The 21,853-nt window shown below is 41.0% G+C and carries 19 protein-coding genes; 11 read left to right on the forward strand and 8 right to left on the reverse strand.

Features of this window, described 5'->3' with window-relative positions:
- Positions 1 to 10: 10 nt before the first annotated feature.
- Positions 11 to 664, forward strand: coding sequence for a DsbA family protein (locus tag BC659_RS05070; RefSeq protein ID WP_133473581.1), 654 nt, complete (start codon positions 11 to 13; stop codon positions 662 to 664).
- A gap of 82 nt (positions 665 to 746) precedes the next feature.
- Entirely contained in the window at positions 747 to 1,868 is a 1,122-nt protein-coding gene (locus BC659_RS05075; protein ID WP_133473582.1) for an amidohydrolase family protein, read from the forward strand.
- A gap of 72 nt (positions 1,869 to 1,940) precedes the next feature.
- Here the strand turns inward: BC659_RS05075 and BC659_RS05080 are convergent, their stop codons facing one another.
- The 5 genes from BC659_RS05080 to BC659_RS05100 form a co-directional block, all read right to left on the reverse strand.
- Positions 1,941 to 2,162 carry a hypothetical protein gene (locus tag BC659_RS05080; protein ID WP_133473583.1) on the reverse strand — a complete coding sequence of 74 codons (222 nt, stop codon included), beginning with the start codon at positions 2,160 to 2,162 and terminating at the stop codon, positions 1,941 to 1,943.
- A 131-nt stretch (positions 2,163 to 2,293) separates the two neighbouring features.
- Complete coding sequence (locus BC659_RS05085; RefSeq protein WP_211340702.1) at positions 2,294 to 2,830, reverse strand: DinB family protein; 537 nt, start codon at positions 2,828 to 2,830, stop codon at positions 2,294 to 2,296.
- Between the two features lie 26 nt (positions 2,831 to 2,856).
- Positions 2,857 to 3,237: a VOC family protein gene (locus BC659_RS05090; RefSeq protein ID WP_133473584.1), complete on the reverse strand. Its 381-nt coding sequence runs from the start codon at positions 3,235 to 3,237 to the stop codon at positions 2,857 to 2,859.
- Between the two features lie 15 nt (positions 3,238 to 3,252).
- Positions 3,253 to 3,750 (reverse strand): ankyrin repeat domain-containing protein, encoded by a 498-nt coding sequence (locus BC659_RS05095; protein ID WP_211340703.1) that lies wholly within the window; start codon positions 3,748 to 3,750, stop codon positions 3,253 to 3,255.
- Between the two features lie 24 nt (positions 3,751 to 3,774).
- On the reverse strand, positions 3,775 to 4,284 hold the full coding sequence (locus BC659_RS05100; protein ID WP_133473585.1) for a hypothetical protein: 510 nt from the start codon (positions 4,282 to 4,284) through the stop codon (positions 3,775 to 3,777).
- Positions 4,285 to 4,586: 302 nt separating this feature from the next.
- Here BC659_RS05100 and BC659_RS05105 point away from each other — a divergent pair, with 302 nt between their 5' ends.
- The 8 genes from BC659_RS05105 (at position 4,587) to BC659_RS05140 (ending at position 14,669) form a co-directional block, all read left to right on the forward strand.
- The gene (locus tag BC659_RS05105; RefSeq protein WP_133473586.1) at positions 4,587 to 5,006 is read left to right on the forward strand and encodes a DUF5606 family protein; all 420 of its coding nucleotides are present in this window, start codon (positions 4,587 to 4,589) and stop codon (positions 5,004 to 5,006) included.
- 156 nt (positions 5,007 to 5,162) lie between these two features.
- Positions 5,163 to 8,063: a serine hydrolase domain-containing protein gene (locus BC659_RS05110; protein WP_133473587.1), complete on the forward strand. Its 2,901-nt coding sequence runs from the start codon at positions 5,163 to 5,165 to the stop codon at positions 8,061 to 8,063.
- Positions 8,064 to 8,129: 66 nt separating this feature from the next.
- A complete protein-coding gene (locus tag BC659_RS05115) occupies positions 8,130 to 9,872 on the forward strand; it encodes a DUF4836 family protein (RefSeq protein ID WP_133473588.1) in 1,743 nt (580 codons plus the stop codon).
- Positions 9,873 to 9,942: 70 nt separating this feature from the next.
- On the forward strand, positions 9,943 to 10,590 hold the full coding sequence (locus BC659_RS05120; RefSeq protein WP_133473589.1) for an ATP-binding cassette domain-containing protein: 648 nt from the start codon (positions 9,943 to 9,945) through the stop codon (positions 10,588 to 10,590).
- Between the two features lie 8 nt (positions 10,591 to 10,598).
- Positions 10,599 to 11,792 (forward strand): FtsX-like permease family protein, encoded by a 1,194-nt coding sequence (locus BC659_RS05125; RefSeq protein ID WP_133473590.1) that lies wholly within the window; start codon positions 10,599 to 10,601, stop codon positions 11,790 to 11,792.
- A gap of 231 nt (positions 11,793 to 12,023) precedes the next feature.
- Positions 12,024 to 12,506, forward strand: a complete 483-nt coding sequence (locus BC659_RS05130; RefSeq protein WP_133473591.1) for a hypothetical protein — start codon at positions 12,024 to 12,026, stop codon at positions 12,504 to 12,506.
- A gap of 721 nt (positions 12,507 to 13,227) precedes the next feature.
- Positions 13,228 to 14,007, forward strand: a complete 780-nt coding sequence (locus tag BC659_RS05135; RefSeq protein ID WP_133473592.1) for a sensor histidine kinase — start codon at positions 13,228 to 13,230, stop codon at positions 14,005 to 14,007.
- 11 nt (positions 14,008 to 14,018) lie between these two features.
- Entirely contained in the window at positions 14,019 to 14,669 is a 651-nt protein-coding gene (locus BC659_RS05140; protein ID WP_133473593.1) for a response regulator transcription factor, read from the forward strand.
- A gap of 61 nt (positions 14,670 to 14,730) precedes the next feature.
- On the opposite strand, the gene BC659_RS05145 is transcribed toward BC659_RS05140, so the two are convergent.
- Positions 14,731 to 14,979: a hypothetical protein gene (locus BC659_RS05145; RefSeq protein WP_133473594.1), complete on the reverse strand. Its 249-nt coding sequence runs from the start codon at positions 14,977 to 14,979 to the stop codon at positions 14,731 to 14,733.
- Positions 14,980 to 15,422: 443 nt separating this feature from the next.
- On the opposite strand from BC659_RS05145, the gene porZ reads away from it, so the two are divergent.
- Complete coding sequence (gene porZ / locus BC659_RS05150) at positions 15,423 to 17,747, forward strand: type IX secretion system anionic LPS delivery protein PorZ (protein ID WP_133473595.1); 2,325 nt, start codon at positions 15,423 to 15,425, stop codon at positions 17,745 to 17,747.
- A gap of 9 nt (positions 17,748 to 17,756) precedes the next feature.
- Here the strand turns inward: porZ and BC659_RS05155 are convergent, their stop codons facing one another.
- Together BC659_RS05155 and BC659_RS05160 are read right to left on the reverse strand one after the other, a co-directional pair.
- Positions 17,757 to 18,353: a hypothetical protein gene (locus BC659_RS05155; protein WP_133473596.1), complete on the reverse strand. Its 597-nt coding sequence runs from the start codon at positions 18,351 to 18,353 to the stop codon at positions 17,757 to 17,759.
- Between the two features lie 48 nt (positions 18,354 to 18,401).
- The gene (locus BC659_RS05160) at positions 18,402 to 21,770 is read right to left on the reverse strand and encodes a methylmalonyl-CoA mutase family protein (protein ID WP_133473597.1); all 3,369 of its coding nucleotides are present in this window, start codon (positions 21,768 to 21,770) and stop codon (positions 18,402 to 18,404) included.
- Positions 21,771 to 21,853 lie beyond the last annotated feature (83 nt).

The following is a 21,853-nucleotide window of genomic DNA, read 5'->3' on the forward strand; positions in this document are numbered from 1 at the left end:
CCTTTGCAAGATGACGCCTACTTTATTCTATTGTTATGATGCCTATTGCGGCTGGTGCTATGGATTTAGCCCTGTAATGAAACAAATTCATGAACAGTTTCCACAACTGCCCGTTGAAGTGTTATCAGGTGGTATGATTTTACCGGAGGAGCCCGTATCTATTGCAGCTACTGCCGGCTATATACAGAAAGCCTATAAAACAGTTGAAGAATATACCGGTATTACATTTGGCCCCGATTATCTTTGGCACATTAATAATCCGGATCTGAGCGACTGGTTTCCGAATTCCGAGAAACCTGCTATTGCCCTTTGTATTTTTAAAGAATTTTATCCTGAAAAACAGGTGGTATTTGCCTCCGACCTACAGTTTGCACTTCATTTTGAAGGACGCGATCTTACCGATGATGAAGCCTATCGTCACCTGCTGGAGAAATACAGTATCAACCCTGAAACTTTTTATGAAAAATTAAAAAGTGATACTTACAAAGAACAGGCTTATTATGAATTTTCATTGGTAAAACAATTACAGGTTACCGGATACCCATGTGTATTACTACAGGTAAATGAATCGAAGTTCCATTTACTGGCACGCGGTTTCACAGATTATGAAACCCTGGAAGCCAGACTTATCAATGTACTGAAGGAGCTGAATGAAGACCAATGATTCCGCAAGAAAACGTTAAGATATAAGAGCGGCTTCCGAATTTTCTTTACAGATCATAGCTTACCCTTTGAAACCTATTTACATGAAACAAATTTTTACGATTACGCTTTCCCTGCTTTCCTATGCAGCACTTTCGCAGAATGTAAGCATGGATTTTGAAAAATATGAACCGAAAAGTAACCTTGTTGTGCCGGAACATAAAATCACCAGGGCTAAATTCCCTTTTATTGATGTACACAATCACCAGTTCAATATGCCTTCACAGGATGTAAAGACATTGCTCAAACAAATGGATGAACTGAATATGCGTGTAATGGTAAACCTGAGCGGAAGAGGATTCAAATCTGTAAATGGTCAGTTTGGTTTACAGGACCCACAATACCTGGCAGATGCCATCGCCAATGCAAAAAAAGCGACCCCCAACCGAATCATCCATTTTACCAATGTGTCTTTTATTGGTGTGGGGGAACCAGGCTGGACAGAAAAAGCGTTGAAAGAATTGGAGAATGATGTGAAAGCCGGTGCCAACGGGTTGAAAGTATACAAGAACCTTGGTTTCAATTTTAAGGACAATACCGGAAAGCTATTACGCATCGATGATCCCAGACTGGACCCCATCTGGGCGAAATGCGGTGAACTGAAAATACCTGTATTGATCCATAGTGCCGACCCTGAACCTTTCTGGCAGCCACTTGATGATAAAAATGAACGCTGGCTCGAACTCGCTACCAGACCCGACAGAAAAAGAAACAATACAGATCCGGCTCCATGGTCAGATTTAATTCAACAGCAACACAATATCTTTAAACGTCATCCAAAAACGAATTTTATTGCTGCACATTTTGGCTGGTATCCGAATGATCTTGCCAAACTTGGCAGTCTCTTAGATGCCATGCCCAATATGTATGTTGAATTTGGTGCCGTGATTGCGGAACTGGGTCGCCAGCCAAGAATGGCCAAAGCTTTTTTCGACAAATATCAGGACAGAATTATGTTTGGAAAAGATAGCTGGGTACCTGATGAATATGCCACCTATTTCAGGGTACTGGAAACAACAGATGAATATTTCCCTTACCACAAAAAATACCATGCTTTCTGGAAAATGTATGGAATGGGATTAAGTGATGATGTATTGAAGAAAGTTTATTACAAAAACGCATTGCGTATTATTCCGAATATTGATAAAACTTTATTTCCTGATTAGTGTAAATAATAAGCCACAGATACATTAGATTACTGAAATATAATCTGTTCATCTGTGGCTCATAAAATTTACTTATTCTTCTATTAATGGATTGCGTTCTTTTTTCTTGAAACGCTCCAAAAAACTTTCAGGAAACAAAAGACATAAACCTTCATAGGAAAATACTGTCAAAAAAATTGCCCCGATAAATTCAAATTTATCCGCGTTGGGTAATAAGAAAAAACAGATCACCGAACCAATAAGTAAAACAAGTAAAATTTTACCCGGTATTGATATAGCTTTCCATTTCTTCATACAATAAATATACAAAAAAATACAGGTATTGAACCTGATTTTATGTTAAACCTGGGTTCAGGGAAATCCTCTTTAACCCTTTCTGCAAAGGGCTCTAACTCAATGCAGAAAGGATCTTCAGAAGAAAGAGATTAAAAGAGTTTCTCAGCCGGTGGTGTTACCCCTTGAAAACGAATATAAATAGTACACTGACCGCGGTGGTGGGTCTGGTGCTCATGTGCCTTCAAGATCCAGCTGAGTCTTGATTCATTCAGGTTGCCTCTTTTTACCAGCTCACTCAAAGTAGCAGCATTCATTTCCTTGATACCATTGATGGCAAAATCATAAGAGGCATTCACATAGTAAGTCACAGAATCCTTAGACTGTGCAGTTGCCGATTTTTCCATATTGTACCCAGGATATATCCTTGTCTTACCGGTACCGTTGGCACTCAGTCCGATGGTACCCTGTGCCAGATGGAGCATTTGTTCGGAGAAGCTACGGATACCATCTACAGGCTTAGCCGTGTATTTATCAGCTGGCATGGCTGCGAGATATTCTGCTGTATAAGCTTTTGCCCTCTCCCAGTCTTTGATGAGTTGTGCTTTCAATGAATCATTGTTGAATTGTGCATTTGCCTGTTGTGTTACAAAAAACAGTAAGCCTGCGATGGCCATCATTTTTTTCATGGTGTAGTTATTATGTGATTAAATTTTTATTGAGGTACATTGTGCAAAGCCACGCGGTTTCCTTCACTATCGAGGAATACTGCCATATAGCCATACTCAGGTGATATTTCTGTTTTGGGCACCAGTATTTTTCCGCCGGCAGCTTCTACCCTGTCCAATACCATCTGCAGATCGGGATTGGCATTCAGGTATACCAGCGGACCATGTGTAACAGAAGGCTGGTGAAATCCTCCGCTATCACATAAAGCGCCGGCAACTGAATCTGGGCTCTCTACAGGAAACATCCTCATTTTTAAATGCGGAAAATCAAGTGGTATCATACTGAAACCAAAAATGGTTTCATAAAAATGCTGGGCCCGGTTAATATCGGTTACCGGAATTTCAAACCAGCTGATAGCATGTTTCATAATAAAGTATTGGGTTTATAATCTGGTTTTGGTTTCTTTTAGTCCTTTACTCTTCAGGTATTCCAGTAGTTCTTTGGCATCTTCGCCACCGCGTTGTGCATGGTGAAGTAAAGTGAGTCCATGCGGACCTCTTGCAAATACATAAGACGGAAATGCTTCCAGATAAGGTTTTACAATCGCAGTTTTTCCCAACATGGTTAATACAAACATATTGGTCCGTGCGCCTTTCTCGATCAGAAAATTGGCAATCTCTTTGTTGCCAACATGTCCTGCTCCTTCAAGTGCTGTTTCAAAATCACCGCCACCCAGATCATGTGTCGCATAGATCAAAGTTGGGTGTTCAGCATACAACTGTTTTACTTTTTCAAGATTGTTATGTCCTGCACCTACAAAGTCCTGTACCAGTTGCTTATCTAACTGAGGTGGGCGGTCTGTTTGTGCAGATACAGAAGAAGGTAAATACAATACAGCAGCACCCATTGAACAGTTTCTTAAAAAATCTTTTCGTTTCATGATGATTGGTACTGAGCTTGAGAATTATTTTGTACGACGATACTCCAGGTCAAAATCGGTCTTCCAGTTTTTTCCATTATCTGTTGAACTTTCTCCGTGCTGGCGAACCTTATCTTTTGAGAGGGGTGTAAAAGTCATGCGCATGATTCTGAAAGACTGATCTGGTAACGGAATTTTTTCTGTCTCCATGATCATGGCTCCATTTTCAAAACGACCGTTGAGGTATTCTGTAACCCCTCCGCTATTATCTACCCAGTATTGCTGCCATTTTGCTTTGGCGCCGTTAAAAGTATTAAAGCTTTTCCCACTTGAACCACTTACCGACTGCCAGTTTTCAAGCAATACACAACTATCGAGTAATCTTTCTACTTTACTGGTTCCTGCTTTTTGACCATTCGGCGCAAAAACCTCCCAATCCCCTACCCAGAAATCAAACTGCCGATATACCGGTTGGTCTGCACATCGGGGTCGTTTATTATTTTGGGCTGATAAAAGCAATGGAAATAAAAGCACTACAAAAAGGAAGTATTTCATAGCAAGCAGTTTTCTGTAAGACACAAAAAAGACAATCCTTCACGTATCACTTGTCACAAATTATAACCTCCTGTCCATGAATCCTATCGTTTTAGGAGTATTTTGATGACCGGTAAAAGCAAAATTGCTGCGAGCCATGAGCCATGAGCTATGAGCAGAAGATACGGTTTATGAGATGGCTTTAAAAACGCATAGCTCACCACTCACTGCTCATGGCCTTCTTCCGGCAGTAATTAAAAAATGTAAACAGCCTCTCAGTCTATCCCTTTTTCCCTTACTTTGCAGCCCTAATAATATCATATATGGAGTATAGTAAACTGATATCAATAACAGGTCTCAGCGGTTTATTTGAAATGGTTGGCAGTAAAACAGATGGCGCTATTGTTCGCTCATTAGACGATAAAAGCACCAAATTTGTGAGTAGTCGTGTACATAATTTCTCTCATCTTGAAAGCATTGAAGTGTACACCGTTCGTGAAAATGTAAACCTTGTGGAAGTATTCCAGGCAATGGCTGCCAACAAAACAGCACTTCCTGCTGAAAACGATCCTAAAGCCGTAAAAGCTTATTTCGAGAAAGTATATCCCGATATGGATTTTTCCCGTGTATATGCCAGCGATATGAAAAAAATGGTGAAATGGTATGGCATACTGAAAGCCAATGAGGTAGAGCTGAAAATAACAGAAGAAGAAGAGGAGGCTGGTGAAGGTTCAGAAGCCTGATCACACAAAGAATAATGGTAAAACCGCACCCAAAAAGTGCGGTTTTTGATTTATATACCTGCAAAAACTTTTCTTCACCTATCTTTTCGATTTAAAAACCCGCAAAAAACCGCAAGATTAGCCAGAATCCTTACCTTGTGGTCAGAACTTAGCTATATGAAAAAAAGCATTCTTTCTGCCTTATTGCTTCTTGTATTAAGTGCTGTATCTGCTCAACAATTTTATGAGCATACACCTGCTGCTGATAAATGGGTAAAAAAACAATTCCGAAAATTGTCAAAGAACCAGCGCATTGCCCAACTCATGATTATCAGGGCGCACAGCAATCTCGGAGCCGATCATGTAAAAGAAGTTACTGATCTGATTAAGCAATACAATGTAGGCGGTTTATGTTTTTTTCAGGGGGGCCCTGTGCGTCAGGCCAATCTCACCAATTTTTACCAAAGCATTGCCAAGACACCTTTAATGATTGCGATTGATGGTGAGTGGGGACTGGGTATGCGTCTCGACAGCGTCATCAATTTCCCGCGCCAGCTCATGATGGGTGCTGTTCCGGATGCACGTCTGATTTATAAATTCGGTCTTGCCGTTGGTGAACAATGTAAACGAATCGGTATCCATGTAAACTATGCCCCGGATATCGATATCAACAATAATCCAATGAACCCTGTTATCAACGACAGAAGTTTCGGAGAAGATAAATTCAAGGTAGCTCTCTATGGTGTACAGTACATGAAGGGCATGCAGGATGTAGGTGTAATGGCCTGTGCCAAACATTTTCCTGGTCATGGCGATGTGAGTGTTGATTCGCATTACGATCTGCCCGTGATCAACAAATCACGCGAAGCACTTGATCAGCTTGAGCTGTATCCTTTCCGTGAACTTATCAAAGCAGGGGTGGGTAGTATGATGATTGCGCACCTTGCCATTCCCTCTATCGACACTACCGCTAACCTTCCTACTTCTTTATCACAAAAAAATGTAACAGACTTATTACGTAATGAACTGGGTTATCAGGGTATTTCTTTTACAGACGCATTAGAAATGCAGGGTGTAGCGAAATTTTTCCCAAAAGGAGAAGCTTCTGTACAGTCATTGATTGCAGGAAATGATATGCTCTGTTTACCAGGCGATATACCTGGTAGCATTGCCAAAGTAAGAGAAGCGATCAAAGAAGGAAAACTGAACTGGGATGATATTAATGCAAGGGTAAAAAAAGTATTATTGGCAAAATATCACCTCGGCCTCCATAAAAAACAGGTTATTGATACTACCAATATTGCTGCTGATCTGAATATAAAAACAGAAGAAATCAAAAAAATGCTGGCAGCAGATGCACTTACGCTGCTCAGGAAAACGAATGAGAAACTCTTACCCCTTCGTGCCGGAAAAGTAGCTTTTGTAGGTGTAGGCATCGACAAAGCCAGTCAGTTTGCAACCCGTATTCAACAACAGTTCAATGCAGATCTTTTCTTCTTTTCAAACAAGGATGGTAATGATAAAGCGGCTGATATTTTGCAAAAATTATCAGCGTATGACGCCGTAGTAGTTGGTTTTCACAATTATAACCGCAGACCGGCTAACCAGTTCGGAATTAGTAAAAACAGCCTCGACCTGCTAAACCAGTTACAGAAAAACAACAGTATCACTTTTGTTTTTGGAAACCCCTATGCAGTTCAATATATCTGCAATGCCGGCAATCTGGTTGTTTGTTACGAAGATGACATCATTACACAAGACGCGGCGGCTGATCTTTTATCCGGAAAAATCAGTCCGAAAGGAAAATTACCCGTTACCGTATGTGATGGATTTCGTTTTGGAGATGGCATCGTGTACAATAATATGCTACCACTGGCCACACCCGAATCTGTAGGATTAATCAGTGATTCATTGAATAAAATTGAAAGCATTGCCAAAGCAGCTATCGACAGCGGTGCCACTCCAGGTATGGTAGTACTGGTTGCCAAAAATGGCAAGCTGGTATATCATAAATCTTTTGGGTATGTAAACACCGATCGTAAAGTTGCCATGAGTAATGATATGGTGTTTGATCTCGCCTCAGTCACCAAAATTTCTGCTACTACGATAGCCGTAATGAAATTGTATGAGGAAGGGAAAATAGACCTGACAAAAACACTGGGTGATTATCTTCCCTGGACAAGAGGTACCGATAAAGCTCCCTTACAGTTGAGAGATATCCTATTACACCAGGCCGGGCTCAATCCATTTATTCCCTTCTATCGTGAAGTGATAGATACTGCTACCGGTCAGCCATTACCACAATATTTTGTTCAGTCCCCCACCCCTCAATATACTCACCGGGTTGCAGAAAACCTGTATCTGCGCAACGATTGGCACGATACCATGTTTGCCCGTATCCTGAAAAGTAAATTAACGGTGCAGGGAAAATATGTATACAGTGACAACGATTTTATTTTTCTGGGTAAAATAGTGGAAGCTGTTAGCGGTTTGTCATTGGATGCATATGTACGTAAAACATTTTATGAGCCGCTGAGTATGACCAGCACCGGTTTTAAACCACGTGAAACCATGGCACTGAGTGCATTGGTACCTACCGAGGTAGAAGCTCATTTCCGCAGACAACAGATCTATGGTGATGTGCACGATGAGGGTGCAGCCATGTTTGGCGGTATTGCAGGTCATGCGGGTCTTTTTAGCAGCGCCTACGATCTGGCCAAATTATACCAGCTACTACTCAACGGCGGAGAACTTAACGGTATTCGTCTCTTACAGAAATCAACCATTGATCTTTTTACTGCCTACAGCAGCAATATCAGCCGTCGTGGTCTGGGATTTGACAAGCCTGAAAAAGACAATGCTACCCGCAAAGAACCTTATCCTTCTTTAAGGGCCTCAGCATCTACCTTCGGCCATACGGGTTTTACCGGAACCTGTGTATGGGTTGATCCCGACAGCCAACTGGTTTATATTTTCCTCTCCAGCAGGGTAAACCCCACCCGCAACGACAATAAGCTGGGGCGGATGAATGTGCGTCCAAACATACAGGAAGCCATTTATGGAGCTATAATGAAGTAAAACCAGATTTCTACCATATTTCGGTTTCAGCCTTTACCTTCGTATGCAATAATTTAATATAAGCATATGAAGTCTGTTCTGCGTTACATTCTGCCAGTGACCTTATTAATGGTCATTTTCACTTCCTGCTCCAACAAAGGACCTAAGGAAGCTTCCTTAATTCCCAAAACAGCCAGTGCTGTTATCGTACTCGATCCGGGTGCTATGCAGGACAAATTAACTTCCGGAGGCATCAGCATGGATACACTTTTCAGCCGTGTTTTCCGAAATGATTCAACCGATGTTGAGGATAAAAAGAAAGTAGAAGATTTCAGAAACAATGCGGGTATTGACTGGAAAAAGCAATTGTTCTTTTTCTTTTCCCAGAAAGGAAATTTGAAAGAAGAGAGTATCACCGTAATGAACGTTATGGGAAGCTTATCGGATGCAACCAAATTTGAGAGTTGGTTGAAAGCACAGAAAGAGTTTGCTTCAAAAACCATTACAAAGGAAAAAAGTTATTCTTACCTGCTTGCAGAAAATAATACAGCTCTTTCATGGACCGATAAAAATGTAATGGTAACTATCTACAACCACACACAGATGGCAGGCAATCTGCCTTATGATACGGTAAAAATGGAATTCAAAATTCCTGAGAAAAAAAATGTAGAGGCTGATCTGAAGAAAGAAGTTAACACATACTACACGCAGGAGAAAGAGGCTTCTATGGCAGACGTTTCCGCTTTTACCAATATGTTCAAAGACAAGGCTGACGGTTATGTTTTTAGTTCTTCCAATACTTCTTTAGGCGCATTGAGTATGTTACCTCTATCGCTGCCTAAATTAGAAGAGTTAATGAAGGATAATTATACAACTGCTACCCTGAGTTTTGAAGCAGGTAAAATTGTTGCGAAATCAGCTACTTATACCAATCCGGTTGTAAGTAATATCTTAAAGCAATATGCAGGTCCTACTGTAAATCTTTCTATGATTGAAAGATACCCATCTGATAAAATCAATGGTTTGATGATGGCCTCATTCAATCCTGAAATATTTGGCGGATTCCTCAAACAACTCGAAGTAGAAGGGCTTATTAATGGCAGACTTGAACAGGCCGGTATCAGCCTGCAGGATCTATACAAATCATTAAAAGGAGATATTGCCGTAGTGGTTTCTGATCTCGGATTGAGTCAGCCAGAGCCACAGCAGAAAAATGATGAGGCTGATATGATGATGAAGAAGCCGCTAGGTAAAATGATATTCAATGCGCCCGTGGGCGATAAAGCCAGCTTTACCAAATTAATGGATAAAGTGGCAGATCTGGGCTATATCCGCAAAGATGGCAACACTTATAAAAGCGGAGAACTCATGCGTTTATTTGGCATATACATGCTTGCAGACGACAAAAACCTGGTGATCGCCAGCGATTCTCTAACCTACACGCAATACATGGCTAATAACAGCAGAGCGGTTATTAATAATGACGTACTGAGCCGTTTCAAAGGAAAATCAACCGTATTGTATTTTGATATAGCAAATACGCTTACAGGTTTTATAGGCAATAATACCAGTGGCGACTATAATAAGTCTATGCAAACAGCCAAAGAAACTTTTAAAGATATTATCGGCACTTCCGATAATTTCAATGGTAAAAGTGTAGAGAGTGTTTTAGAGATTCGTATGCAGAATGAAAAGCAGAACAGTTTGGTTACACTAACCAGTTTGCTCACCGATATTGCTGTGGATATGCGCATAGCTGCAAAAAAGCAAAAAGAAATGGAAGAGAAAATGTTCCCGGGTGGTATTCCAGCCATTATCAGGACAAATTAATAGAAAGCTTTACAGTAAAAAGTCCTGCTCTGGCAGGACTTTTTCTTTGATTACCATCAATATTGAATACATGACCATTTCGCTTCATGAAGTAGTGCCGGTTCCGTTAAAAGAAAAATTACTGAAACAGGTTTCTGATATCTGGAACAGAGCGATTGTTTTTAATGCATCGGAATGGATTAAAATCAAAGCGCCAAGTGGTACGGGCAAAACCACTTTTATTCATTCTTTATATAAACTAAGAACAGATTATACCGGTGAGATAAAATGGGACAACCGTAATATTCTTACATTATCGGCGGAAGAACTGGCTGTTGTACGTCAACATAAAATCAGTATTGTTTTTCAGGATCTGCGTTTATTTCCGCATTTAACGGCTTATGAAAACATAGAACTGAACAGGGTTTTACAGGATCCTTATTGTGAGAAAGAACAGATCTTAGAAATGGCGGCAGTGCTGGGTGTAACACATATTCTGCAACAACCGGCTTCCATCTGCAGTTATGGAGAACAACAACGTATAGCCATCATCAGGGCGCTGGTTCAGCCGTTTGAATGGTTGATAATGGATGAGCCCTTTAGTCATCTTGACAAAACCAATGCTGCAAAAGCAGCTAACCTGATCGCTGATGCGTGTAAGAAAAGAAATGCCGGTATAATCATCACCGACTTACATGATGACGACCATTTTTTGTATTCCAGCAAACTTGCGCTATAACAACTGTTATGAAAGGATTGAATATACTACTCCGAAAATTGATTAAAACCGGTGCCGGACGCATTCGTTTTGCCATGGCGATGATCGGTTTGTCTGTGGCCATGGTTTTGATTTTATCTGCTGTTCAACTGCAAAGCAATTACAACGAGTTGCTGCATGGCAGTGCCAATAAAGACAGTATTGCCAATTTTCTGGTGATCAATAAAATATTAACCGATCAGAATTTAAAGAACGCCACGCTTTCTGCAACTGAGATTGATGATATGAAGGCACAAAGTTTTACGGATGCCGTTGGCATCCTCAGTAGTAGCCGTTTCAAAGCATCCATTCAAAGCAGCAGTGCGCAATTCCCATTCTATACAGATATTGCTTTTGAAAGCGTACCAGATAGTTTTCTGGATGTGAACACACAGGAATGGAGCTGGGATGAATCGAGCAGTTTTGTACCCATCATTGTACCGGGTATGTTTCTCGACATTTATAATTTTCAGTTTTCATTATCACAGGGGTTGCCGCAGCTAACCAGAGAAGTGGTGAAGATGATTTTTTTTCAGGTAAATCTGTATGATCAAAATGGTACGCCACATACCATGCGTGGAAGGGTGGTAGGTTTCAGTGACAGAATATCATCACTGCTGGTACCACAGTCCTTTATGGATTGGGCAAACAACAGATATGGCAGTGCAGGTAGCAGTGCTCCATCAAGAATCATTATCCGGACAAAAGATGCAGGTGATCCTGGTTTGGCCACTTATCTGAAAGAAAAAAAACTGAGTACCGATCAGGATAAAACAAGGTTCAGCAGATACAGACAGGTTGTGGATCTGGTCGTAAAAATTTCCGGTGTCACCGGGTTGCTCATGCTGGTTTTTGCCATACTTATTTTTACGCTTTTCATTCAACTAACGATCAGTTCCTGTAAGGATGAAATAAAACTGTTACTGACACTGGGTGCTTCTCCTAAACAATTGCTGTTTTTTTTAATGCGCCAGTTCTTCCCTTCGAATCTATTGATCATATTTTTCTCTGTTGCAACCGTTTGCACTCTACAATACCTGGCCCATTTGTTTTTACAGGATCAGGAAGTATATATTCCGGTCTATATTTCGTTACCAACCTTACTTACTGCCTTCGTGGTTCTGCTGTTTATATGGACCGTGAATTTTATTAACATGAGAAAATATATTAAAATAAATTACTAAATGATATATTAATCAGTTATTTACAAATTATATTTAAAATTATTCGGTTTTTTCACTGAATATAAATTCAGTGAAAAAACCCTTTCGAATTCAGTGATTAAATAGTGTGTGGACAAGAAAAAAAGCCGACCTTTGTATTCGATGGAAACTAAACCCTGTAAGCTTTCATCGACACTTGTAATACCCATTCAAACAAACCTTGGTCAAAAAAACCTATTAAAAACAGATTAGATGAAAAAGTTTCAAATCTTAGGCACAGTGTTAGTACTGTCAGTTGTTACCATCCTTCTGGTAGCCTGCCAGAAAGAACAGGATGGTGTTACCAATGATTCAAGCTCACAAAACGAAACGTCAATTGTAGCGATCGAAGCTGACGCGTCAAGTATTACCGGTATGATTTCTGAAGATGCAGCTGCTTCTATGGCTGCAGAATATGCAAAAGCATACAGCAATTCCAGAAATTCCAAATACACACAATCAGTTACTTTTGATATCAAAGACCTGCAAACCTTTTTAGCAGTGCTTAAACGCAAAGGTGGTAAGAGCGTAACAGTAAACTTTGGTGTTTACAATGAAAGAACAGCGCATAATCCTTCACAGGTTGGTAGATTAACTGTATTCTTTACAGGTTCATCTTCAGCTAAAGGATCTGTACGTTCTAACGACTTCAGTGGTGTGAGAGAGTTCCTGAATGAAGGTAATTTGTTACCATAAATCATTGATAAGATTTCAATAGTTTAATCTTTTATAACTTATCTTGAAAAGGCTCTATCGTTTTAGATATAGCCTTTTTTTATTTCTAAACTTCCCTGGCCATGGTGTTGAATTTGAATAATTACGTTGAGTTGATTGCACTACTTATAGCGCTAATTTTTTACAAGGATCTGGCACGTCACAATTTCTTTATTTATTTCATTCCATTTTTAGCTGTTACATCTATTATTGAGATCTATGCGATTGGCAAAGAGCGCCCTTTCAAAAATGTGATGTACAACTATTTCCAACTATTTCAATATGTGTTTTATACAGCTCTTTTTTATAAAAACTTACATTTCCCAAAATCAAAAAAGATAGTTTTATACTCTTTCCCGTTGTTCCTCATTTTTTTTCTTACCAATATCTTTTTTGTTTATGGCCCCTATGAATACAATAACTATACCTCAATTCTGGGTTCCTTTTTTATAGTTATTTTTATTTGCATGCATTTTTATGAAGCAATCATTCCTCAAACATCTCAAGTGAAGCTTTTCGCCAGTCCATTTTTTTGGGTAGCAGTTGGTCTTCTTTTCTTTAAATTGGGGTCTGTGATCATGTTTGCGATGTTTAAATTTTTATCGAGCATCGATTTACAAAATAAAGGAGTCGTTATTTTTCAAACCATTATTAAGAGCTTAAACGTAATTTTATACGGGTCATTAAGCGTAGCATTTATTTTATGCAGAAACAACAAGAAGACATCCTCATCACCATCGTAATTGCTTCGATATTTCTTGTATTGATCGGTTTTTTCTTGCTGATGATTGTATTTCTTTTTCTAAGGCGTCAAAGAAAATTTCAGCAAGAGCGTGATGAAATGAAAAACAGGTTTGAACAAACCATTCTGAAATCACAATTGGAGATTCAGGAGCAAACCTTTAGCCATATCAGCCGTGAAATTCATGATAATATTGGACAGGTATTAAGTTTAGTAAGGCTGAACATGAGCACGTTTACCGATATTACTGAGCATGAAAAACTGGAACATACGGATGAGCTGCTGGGTAAAGCCATCAAAGACCTACGCGACCTTAGCCACAGTTTACAAACCAACCGCATCCAGGATATTGGTATTGTAGAGTCCATCAGACAATTATTAAATAACCTCCAGAAAAGCGGCCGCTATAAAACAGACCTGAAAATTGTTGAGAACTTCACCGGGATCGACAAGAATACGGACCTGATTATGTTCAGGATGGTACAGGAAATCATCAACAATATCATGAAACATGCCAAAGCCGACCATATTTCAGTGGATATTGATGGCAATGAAAATGAGGTTAAACTCACTATTGCCGATAATGGGGTGGGATTTGATATGGAAAAGTTTAAAACAGCCGGCCCCGGTATCGGTTTACAGAATATCTTTAACCGGGCAAAAATGATAAATGCCACTGTTGATATAAAAAGTGAGCCCGGAAACGGAACAGCTATTATATTGCAGGCAAAATCCAAATAATTCCAATTTGTATGACTTTTGTAGCATTAGTGGACGACCATGAATTACTACGCAGCGGGCTTGCTTCGATGATCAATTCATTCGATGGCTTTAAGGTAATTATGGAGGCCGGTAACGGTAAGGAGTTCATTGAGGCACTCAAGTCTAATAAAGCACCCGCTATCGTTCTGCTGGATATCAATATGCCCATGATGGATGGCTTTGAAACCGCAGAATGGATCAAAGCAAACCTGCCCGAAACACGCGTACTGGTACTCAGTATGCTGGAAAACGATATCGCCATCATCCGTATGCTTAAAAATGGCGCCCGCGGCTACCTACTCAAAGACAGCAAGCCAAAAGTTTTTAAACAGGCATTGGAAAATATCCGTGATACAGGCTATTTTATCAATGAATTGGTGAGCGATAAGCTCATGCACTATATCAGTAATGAAGACTCATTTCTGGGTGATGGCTCTCCACTCAGCAGCCTCACAGAAAACGAAACCATCTTCCTGCAATGGATATGCAGCGATAAAACCTATAAGGAAATTGCAGAAGAAATGCATATCAGTCCACGTACCGTTGATACCTACCGCGACAACCTGTTTAAAAAGCTGGATATCAAAACACGTGTCGGGCTGGCTATTTTCGCTATTAAACACGGCATCGTAAGCATTTAACAAAGCCAATACTACCAATACCTATATTTCCTGCACATACAGCAAGCTGCTGCCCACTGCTTCATTTTTCTATAAACCCGATAAAGAAATTTCCCTCGTCTTCATAGAAATAAGTGTGCTTGAATTTATTATAAGTAATGGGTGCCCCCATCTTTCGCATCATTGCCAGATAAGTAAATAGGGTTGTGAGCGAACAATCAACCTTAATAGCCATTTCAGCCGGTTTACCCGTACACTTCCGAACAATGAGTTCATCTATTTTTTTGAAGGTTTCAATGGCAAGACGGGTTTTATTTTTCTTGTTTTTCATGGGTTTTATTTTAACCCCAAAATAGAATGCTTTGCCTTTCAAAAAAGCCGTAGAAACACCTGATTTTTATGCAAAAACTTCCTGCGAAAACTACCTGATGGAATAGAGAAACAGAAGAACAGAGAAAATACTGAATATGGTTGACCGGTAATGGACTGCTACGAGCTGTGCGCCAAGAGCTATGCATTATAGTAAGCTGAATGGGTAAGATCAAATAGCCTAAGTAAACAGGTAAAGCATTGGGTTGATCTGATGCAGTACCAAAACCCATTCGAAAATCCTGGCCCTTTATTATATGAATAACAGAAAGTCTAGTATGAAAACCCATTCAGGCTTGCAGGTCGTGGCCCACAGCTCACAGCTTATTTTCCTCAGACAGTTATAATACTGAATATCGGATTTCTAAATCGATCTTCTACATTCGATATTTATTACCTTTAAGTATGTTTCGCCACAAAGCAAGTTTATCGGTATTGCATAGGGTATTACTGTGGCTGTCATGCTTTTGTTATGCATCAATTTCTGTGGCACAGATACCGCCTGTTGGTCAGTGGCGCGAACACCTCAATTATCAGCAAACTATACAAGTAGTAAAAGGCGACCGTATTTATTGTGCTACTTCACAGGCTTTATTTGCTATTAATGAAAAAAATGAAGCGGAACGGTTTTCCAAAGTAACCGGACTCAATGATATCGGCATCAGTACCATTGGCTGGGACAATGTAAGTGAGCAACTACTGATTGCGTACAATAACAGCAACCTCGATCTCATTAAAGGAAATACAGTTAAGAATATCGGCGATATTAAAAGAAGCAGTATCAGCGGCGATAAATCGATACTGCATATTTATTACAACAATACACTCGCCTACCTGTCATCGGGTTTGGGCATTATTGTAGTAGACCTTAACCGACTTGAAATAAAAGATACCTGGATCATTGGTAACAATGGCGCACAGGTAAAAACATATGCCACCCTTTTATTCAACAACCAGTGGTACGCTGCAACAGAACAGGGCCTCAAATATGCCCCTGCTTCTTCCGGCAACTTAGCCGATTACCGCAACTGGCTTACAGCAAGCGGTTCAGCCAATTTACCTGCAGGTGGTTACCGGCATGTACTGGCATTGAATAATACCATAGTCGTGCAAAAAAATGATTCGCTGCTGGTGAATACCAGTAGTAGCTGGCAATTACTCTATCATGATCCCGCATGGCCCATTGTGGGCCTTAGTTCAGGTAATAACCGATTACTGGTATGCCAGCGTACCAGCTCGGGTGCCTCCCGGGTAATTGTATTGAACAGCAATGGACAAATTGAAAGAACCATCGCACAAAGTGGCGTTATTTCTTTCCCGCGTTCAGCACTCATCGACAATACCAATATCTGGGTTGCTGATTTTTTTGGTGGACTTTCGCGCTTTGGTAGTACTACAGATCGTTTTATTCCGAATGGTCCTCCCGGCCCGGCCATCGGTGAACTGCTCTCTACCGGAACGGCTGTATATGCAGCCGCCGGAAGTGTGAATGATGCATGGAACTATCTTTTCAACAGAAATGGGGTATTTCAGTTGAAAGAAGATAGCTGGTCTTTTCGGGGTTATTTCAATACCCCTGTTCTCGATTCTGTTTTAGATTTTATTACACTGGCTGAGGACCCGCGCGATAAAAGTATCTGGGCCGGTAGTTATGGTGGCGGACTGGTTAGGTTTAAAGAATCTTCCGTCAGTATATTTAAACAGTATAACAGCACCTTACGTGCGGCTATCGGTGATCCGGGCAGTATAAGGGTTAGCGGTCTTGTTTTCGACAGCCGACAGCGTTTATGGGTCAGTAACTATGGAGCCCCGCAAAATATACAGGTAAGAAATCCGGACAGTACCTGGCATTCTTTTTCGATTCCTTTTTCGCATACAGAGAATGCAGTAGCACAAATCGTAGTGGATGATCTTGATCAGTTATGGATCATGAGCCCTAAAGGCAATGGCGTATTCTGTTATAACCCGGGTAATAATATTGATAACACCAACGACGACCGCTGGAAATATTTCAGACAGGGAACCGGTAATGGCAATCTTCCATCGAATAATATTTTCTCACTGCTGAAGGATAAGAATGGTTTTATATGGATAGGCACCGATAAAGGTATCGGCATCATTCGCTGCCCTGAAACCGTTTTTGGTACAAGTAGTTGCGAAGCCATTCAACCCATTATTCAGCAAAACCAGCTCGCAGGTCTTTTATTCGCAAATGAAGTAGTGCAATGTATGGCAGTAGATGGCGCCAACAGAAAATGGATCGGCACCCGTAATGGTGTATGGCTGATTAGTGCGAATGCCGATAAAATCATTTACCGGTTTACTGCCGAAAACAGTCCGCTGCTAAGCAATGATGTACGCAAAATCAGTATCGATCCTGTCAGCGGTGAGGTATTCATGGCAACCTTTAATGGCATATGCAGCTTTCGGAGTACAGCTACCGAGGGTGGACAAAGCAATCAAAATGTTTTGGTGTTTCCCAATCCGGTACCACCCGGCTATAATGGTACCATTGCCATTCGCGGACTCGTAAACAATGCGCTTGTAAAGATTACAGAACTCAACGGCAGACTGGTTTATCAAACAAGGGCACTGGGTGGACAGGCTATCTGGGATGGCCGCAATTACCTGGGTAAAAAAGTGGCTGGAGGTGTTTACCTAGTCATCATTCGCGATGATGAGGGCCAGGAAAAAGTAGCTACAAAGATTGTTTTAGCAGGTGGACGTTAACGGGAAGAGTTATTGTTTTACATAATCATACGTACGCATCACAATAAATTTCTGCCCGCCTTTATCACCGGGGGCTACCCTGTACATGACCTGTCTTGTTTTTCCGGTGGGTTTTGATACACCCTCATTATCGGTGGCATATAAAGGAAACCTGCGTGTTAGTATGCCTTCCATCAGTAAAAATTCATCATCACCTTTATATCCATCCCGTAGTTTGGGATCATCTGCAATATCCGGGAAAACGATGGGCAATACACTGGTATTGGCTTCTGAGCTGATGCATACAACGGTGCCCTTGTTAAGAGAATCGCCACTATAGATATACAAAACCAGATCAGGGAAATTATCGCGGTTCACATCATCTACTTCCGCTCTGCGTACGCGCCCTTTGATTTCAAAACTGAAATCACGCATACTATTGTCGAACCCAATCGGTGAGATATTGATGGTATTTTTATCTGCACTACGGTTATTGCAAACAACTTTATAGCCCGCTTTACCAATTTTCATGGTAGAATCAAACTTCCTGACAGTTTGCTGCGCATGACTTTTCTGCGATAGAAAAGAAACAGCAACAAGCAACATAAGAGCGAAACAAGCACGCATTGATCAGCAATTTTTGAGCATCTAATGTAGTAAATCTTTTCTGAAGCTTTACATATTGCGTCTGTACTGGCCACCTACTTCATAGAGGGCATGGGTAATTTGTCCGAGTGAACAATATTTAACCGTATCCATTAAAGCTTCGAAGAGGTTACCGTTTTGTTTTGCCGTTTGCTTCAGCCTATCCAGTGCTTCCGCAGATTTTGCTTCATTGCGTTTCCAGAAAGCATGCAGGTTCTGTATCTGCTGTTCTTTTTCTTCAGTGGTAGAACGGATCACTTCACCGGGTAATATAGTCGGACTGCCTTTTTTATTCAGGAAGGTATTCACTCCTATCAGTGGCAGTTCGCCGGTATGTTTAAGGGTTTCATAGTAAAGGCTCTCTTCCTGAATTTTATTACGCTGGTACATTCTTTCCATGGCCCCGAGTACACCACCTCTTTCACTGATTCTTTCAAACTCCATCAACACCGCTTCTTCCACGAGATCTGTGAGTTCTTCTACTGCAAAACTACCCTGGATAAAATTCTCGGTATTCGCAGATCCCAGTTCGCGGTTAATTATCAACTGTATAGCCATGGCCCTTCTTACACTTTCTTCTGTAGGGGTGGTAATGGCTTCATCGTAAGCATTTGTATGCAGACTATTACAGTTATCATAAATAGCATACAATGCCTGTAAAGTGGTTCTGATATCATTAAAGTCAATCTCCTGCGCATGCAGGCTTCTTCCACTCGTTTGGATATGATACTTCAGTTTTTGTGAACGTTCATTACCCTTGTATTTCTGTTTCATGGCTTTAGCCCAGATACGTCTGGCCACACGACCAATCACACTGTATTCAGGATCCATACCATTGCTGAAGAAGAAAGAGAGATTGGGTGCAAAATCATCAATATGCATGCCACGGCTCAGGTAATATTCTACATAGGTAAAACCATTGGCCAGTGTAAAAGCCAGCTGTGTAATGGGGTTTGCCCCCGCTTCTGCAATATGATAACCACTGATACTTACACTGTAAAAATTCCGCACTTTATGATCAATAAAGTAAGCCTGCACATCTCCCATAAGCTTCAGTGCAAATTCAGTTGAGAAGATACAGGTATTCTGTGCCTGATCTTCTTTCAGTATATCTGCCTGTACCGTTCCCCTTACCTGCGACAGGGCTTCTGCTTTAATTTTGGCATATACATCAGCAGGTAACACTTCATCACCTGTTAAGCCAAGTAAACGAAGACCCAAACCATTATTGCCTTCCGGTAATCTTTCAGGTGAAGATGGGTTATAATAAACAGGTTTAGGGGCCTGCTTGTATTTATGGGTAAGTACTTCTTCCACTTTACCCCATAAACCATTCGCTTCAATATATTTCTCGCACAACTGATCAATAGCTGCATTCATAAAAAATGCCAGCAGAATCGGCGCTGGACCATTGATGGTCATACTTACCGATGTTTTGGGATCACAGAGATCGAAACCGCTGTATAGTTTTTTTGCATCATCAACCGTTGCAATACTAACACCACTGTTACCAATTTTTCCATAAATATCGGGGCGTACAGCCGGGTCCTCACCGTATAAGGTTACACTGTCGAAAGCGGTTGAGAGCCTGATGGCAGGCTGCCCTAAGGATACATAGTGAAAGCGTTTATTGGTTCTTTCCGGTCCACCTTCACCCGCAAACATACGGGTAGGATCTTCACCCTGTCTTTTCAGTTCAAACACACCTGCTGTATATGGGAAGAAGCCAGGTACATTTTCCTGTAACTGCCAGCGAAGAATATCACCCCAGTCTTTGTATTTAGGTAATACTACTTTCGGAATGCGTGTTTTACTTAATGAAGTAGTGGTGAGTGGCTGCCTGATCACTTTATCACGCACTTTATATTCAAAGAAATCAGCTGCATACTTTTTAACCAGTGAAGGCCATTCTTCAATCAGTTGTTTACAATCGGGATGTAATTGTTTTTCGAAAGCATGTTTCACTTCTTCCAGTTCCCTGGCCAATGCATCTTTTACAGATGATAAGGTGCCGGTTATCTGGTACAACTTACTGGCAATTGCTACCTGTTCATTCACCCATGTATCATAAGAACGGTTATTATCTGCAATCTCTGCAAGATATCGAACCCTTTTGGGTGGTATGATCTGCGATTTGGTAGTGGTATCCTGCTTGTGGCCCGTTTTTGAAAAACTACCAAATACTACCTTGGTCTTTTGCTCAATAGAGAGCATGAGTTTTTCGAATAACGCATTTACACCGGCATCATTAAACTGTGCGGCAATGGTGCCTACAATCGGTAGTTCCTCATCTGTAGCAGTCCACAAGTTATGGTTGCGTTTGTATTGCTTGCGCACATCGTGTAAAGCATCCAATGCGCCGGCTTTATCGAATTTATTGATACATACCACATCGGCATAATCAAGCATATTGATCTTTTCAAGCTGTGAAGCCGCACCATATTCCGGTGTCATCACATACAAACTCACATCGCAGAAATCCAGTATCGATGCATCACTTTGTCCTACACCTGCCGATTCGAGGATAATAAAATCAAAAGCCGCCTTTTTACAGATATCAATCGCATCTTGCACATGTGCACTTAAGGCGGTGTTGTCGTCACGAGTAGCAAGACTGCGCATATAAGCACGCGGATGAGAGATTGCATTCATTCTGATCCTGTCGCCCAGCAAAGCACCCCCTGTTTTCTTTTTAGAAGGGTCCACTGAAATAACGGCAATGGTTTTGTCTTCAAAAAGTTGAAGGTATCTTCTTACAATCTCATCGGTAACCGAACTTTTACCTGCGCCCCCCGTTCCCGTAATACCCAAAACAGGAATCTTCACTGTCTCTTTTTCCTTGTCCCCTTGTTCCTTATTGCCTTGTTCCTTCTCCCCATTATTTTCTGCATTGGTAATATGCCTTGCAATGGTTCTGATGTCTTTCACTTCACCTAATGTCATGGGTTGGGTATATACACCATTACCGTTCAGGTTAAAATCGCACTGGCGTATCACGTCTTCAATCATACCCTCGAGCCCCATTTTCCTGCCATCGTCCGGGCTGTAAATACGCGTAATACCATAATGATGGAGTTCTCGTATTTCTTCCGGCAGTATGGTTCCACCGCCGCCGCCAAATATTTTTATATGTCCGCATCCATTCTGGTCGAGCAGATCGCGCATATATTTAAAAAACTCTACGTGCCCGCCCTGATAGCTGGTGATGGCAATGCCCTGCGCATCTTCTTCAATGGCACACTCCACTATTTCAGCCACACTTCTGTTATGTCCGAGATGGATGATTTCGGCTCCTTTCGATTGTAAAATGCGACGCATAATATTGATGGCAGCATCGTGTCCGTCAAAAAGACTGGCTGCTGTTACTATGCGTATTTTATGCTTGGGTTGGTACGACATGTCCTTTCTTTTCACTGAGTGGCAAATTTACAGTTTTCAGCCGAATGGTTAACAATCGTTAGTTTTTTGATGCCTAAGTTTAC

The sequence above is a fragment of the Sediminibacterium goheungense genome (assembly GCF_004361915.1).
Taxonomy (GTDB): domain Bacteria; phylum Bacteroidota; class Bacteroidia; order Chitinophagales; family Chitinophagaceae; genus Sediminibacterium; species Sediminibacterium goheungense.

Bases quoted from the DNA above. Each gene is read 5' to 3' on its own strand.
- BC659_RS05070 (WP_133473581.1), top strand. From the start codon at position 11: ATGACGCCTACTTTATTCTATTGTTATGATGCCTATTGCGGCTGGTGC.
- BC659_RS05075 (WP_133473582.1), top strand. From the start codon at position 747: ATGAAACAAATTTTTACGATTACGCTTTCCCTGCTTTCCTATGCAGCA.
- BC659_RS05080 (WP_133473583.1), bottom strand. From the start codon at position 2,162: ATGAAGAAATGGAAAGCTATATCAATACCGGGTAAAATTTTACTTGTT.
- BC659_RS05085 (WP_211340702.1), bottom strand. From the start codon at position 2,830: ATGAAAAAAATGATGGCCATCGCAGGCTTACTGTTTTTTGTAACACAA.
- BC659_RS05090 (WP_133473584.1), bottom strand. From the start codon at position 3,237: ATGAAACATGCTATCAGCTGGTTTGAAATTCCGGTAACCGATATTAAC.
- BC659_RS05095 (WP_211340703.1), bottom strand. From the start codon at position 3,750: ATGAAACGAAAAGATTTTTTAAGAAACTGTTCAATGGGTGCTGCTGTA.
- BC659_RS05100 (WP_133473585.1), bottom strand. From the start codon at position 4,284: ATGAAATACTTCCTTTTTGTAGTGCTTTTATTTCCATTGCTTTTATCA.
- BC659_RS05105 (WP_133473586.1), top strand. From the start codon at position 4,587: ATGGAGTATAGTAAACTGATATCAATAACAGGTCTCAGCGGTTTATTT.
- BC659_RS05110 (WP_133473587.1), top strand. From the start codon at position 5,163: ATGAAAAAAAGCATTCTTTCTGCCTTATTGCTTCTTGTATTAAGTGCT.
- BC659_RS05115 (WP_133473588.1), top strand. From the start codon at position 8,130: ATGAAGTCTGTTCTGCGTTACATTCTGCCAGTGACCTTATTAATGGTC.
- BC659_RS05120 (WP_133473589.1), top strand. From the start codon at position 9,943: ATGACCATTTCGCTTCATGAAGTAGTGCCGGTTCCGTTAAAAGAAAAA.
- BC659_RS05125 (WP_133473590.1), top strand. From the start codon at position 10,599: ATGAAAGGATTGAATATACTACTCCGAAAATTGATTAAAACCGGTGCC.
- BC659_RS05130 (WP_133473591.1), top strand. From the start codon at position 12,024: ATGAAAAAGTTTCAAATCTTAGGCACAGTGTTAGTACTGTCAGTTGTT.
- BC659_RS05135 (WP_133473592.1), top strand. From the start codon at position 13,228: ATGCAGAAACAACAAGAAGACATCCTCATCACCATCGTAATTGCTTCG.
- BC659_RS05140 (WP_133473593.1), top strand. From the start codon at position 14,019: ATGACTTTTGTAGCATTAGTGGACGACCATGAATTACTACGCAGCGGG.
- BC659_RS05145 (WP_133473594.1), bottom strand. From the start codon at position 14,979: ATGAAAAACAAGAAAAATAAAACCCGTCTTGCCATTGAAACCTTCAAA.
- porZ (WP_133473595.1), top strand. From the start codon at position 15,423: ATGTTTCGCCACAAAGCAAGTTTATCGGTATTGCATAGGGTATTACTG.
- BC659_RS05155 (WP_133473596.1), bottom strand. From the start codon at position 18,353: ATGCGTGCTTGTTTCGCTCTTATGTTGCTTGTTGCTGTTTCTTTTCTA.
- BC659_RS05160 (WP_133473597.1), bottom strand. From the start codon at position 21,770: ATGTCGTACCAACCCAAGCATAAAATACGCATAGTAACAGCAGCCAGT.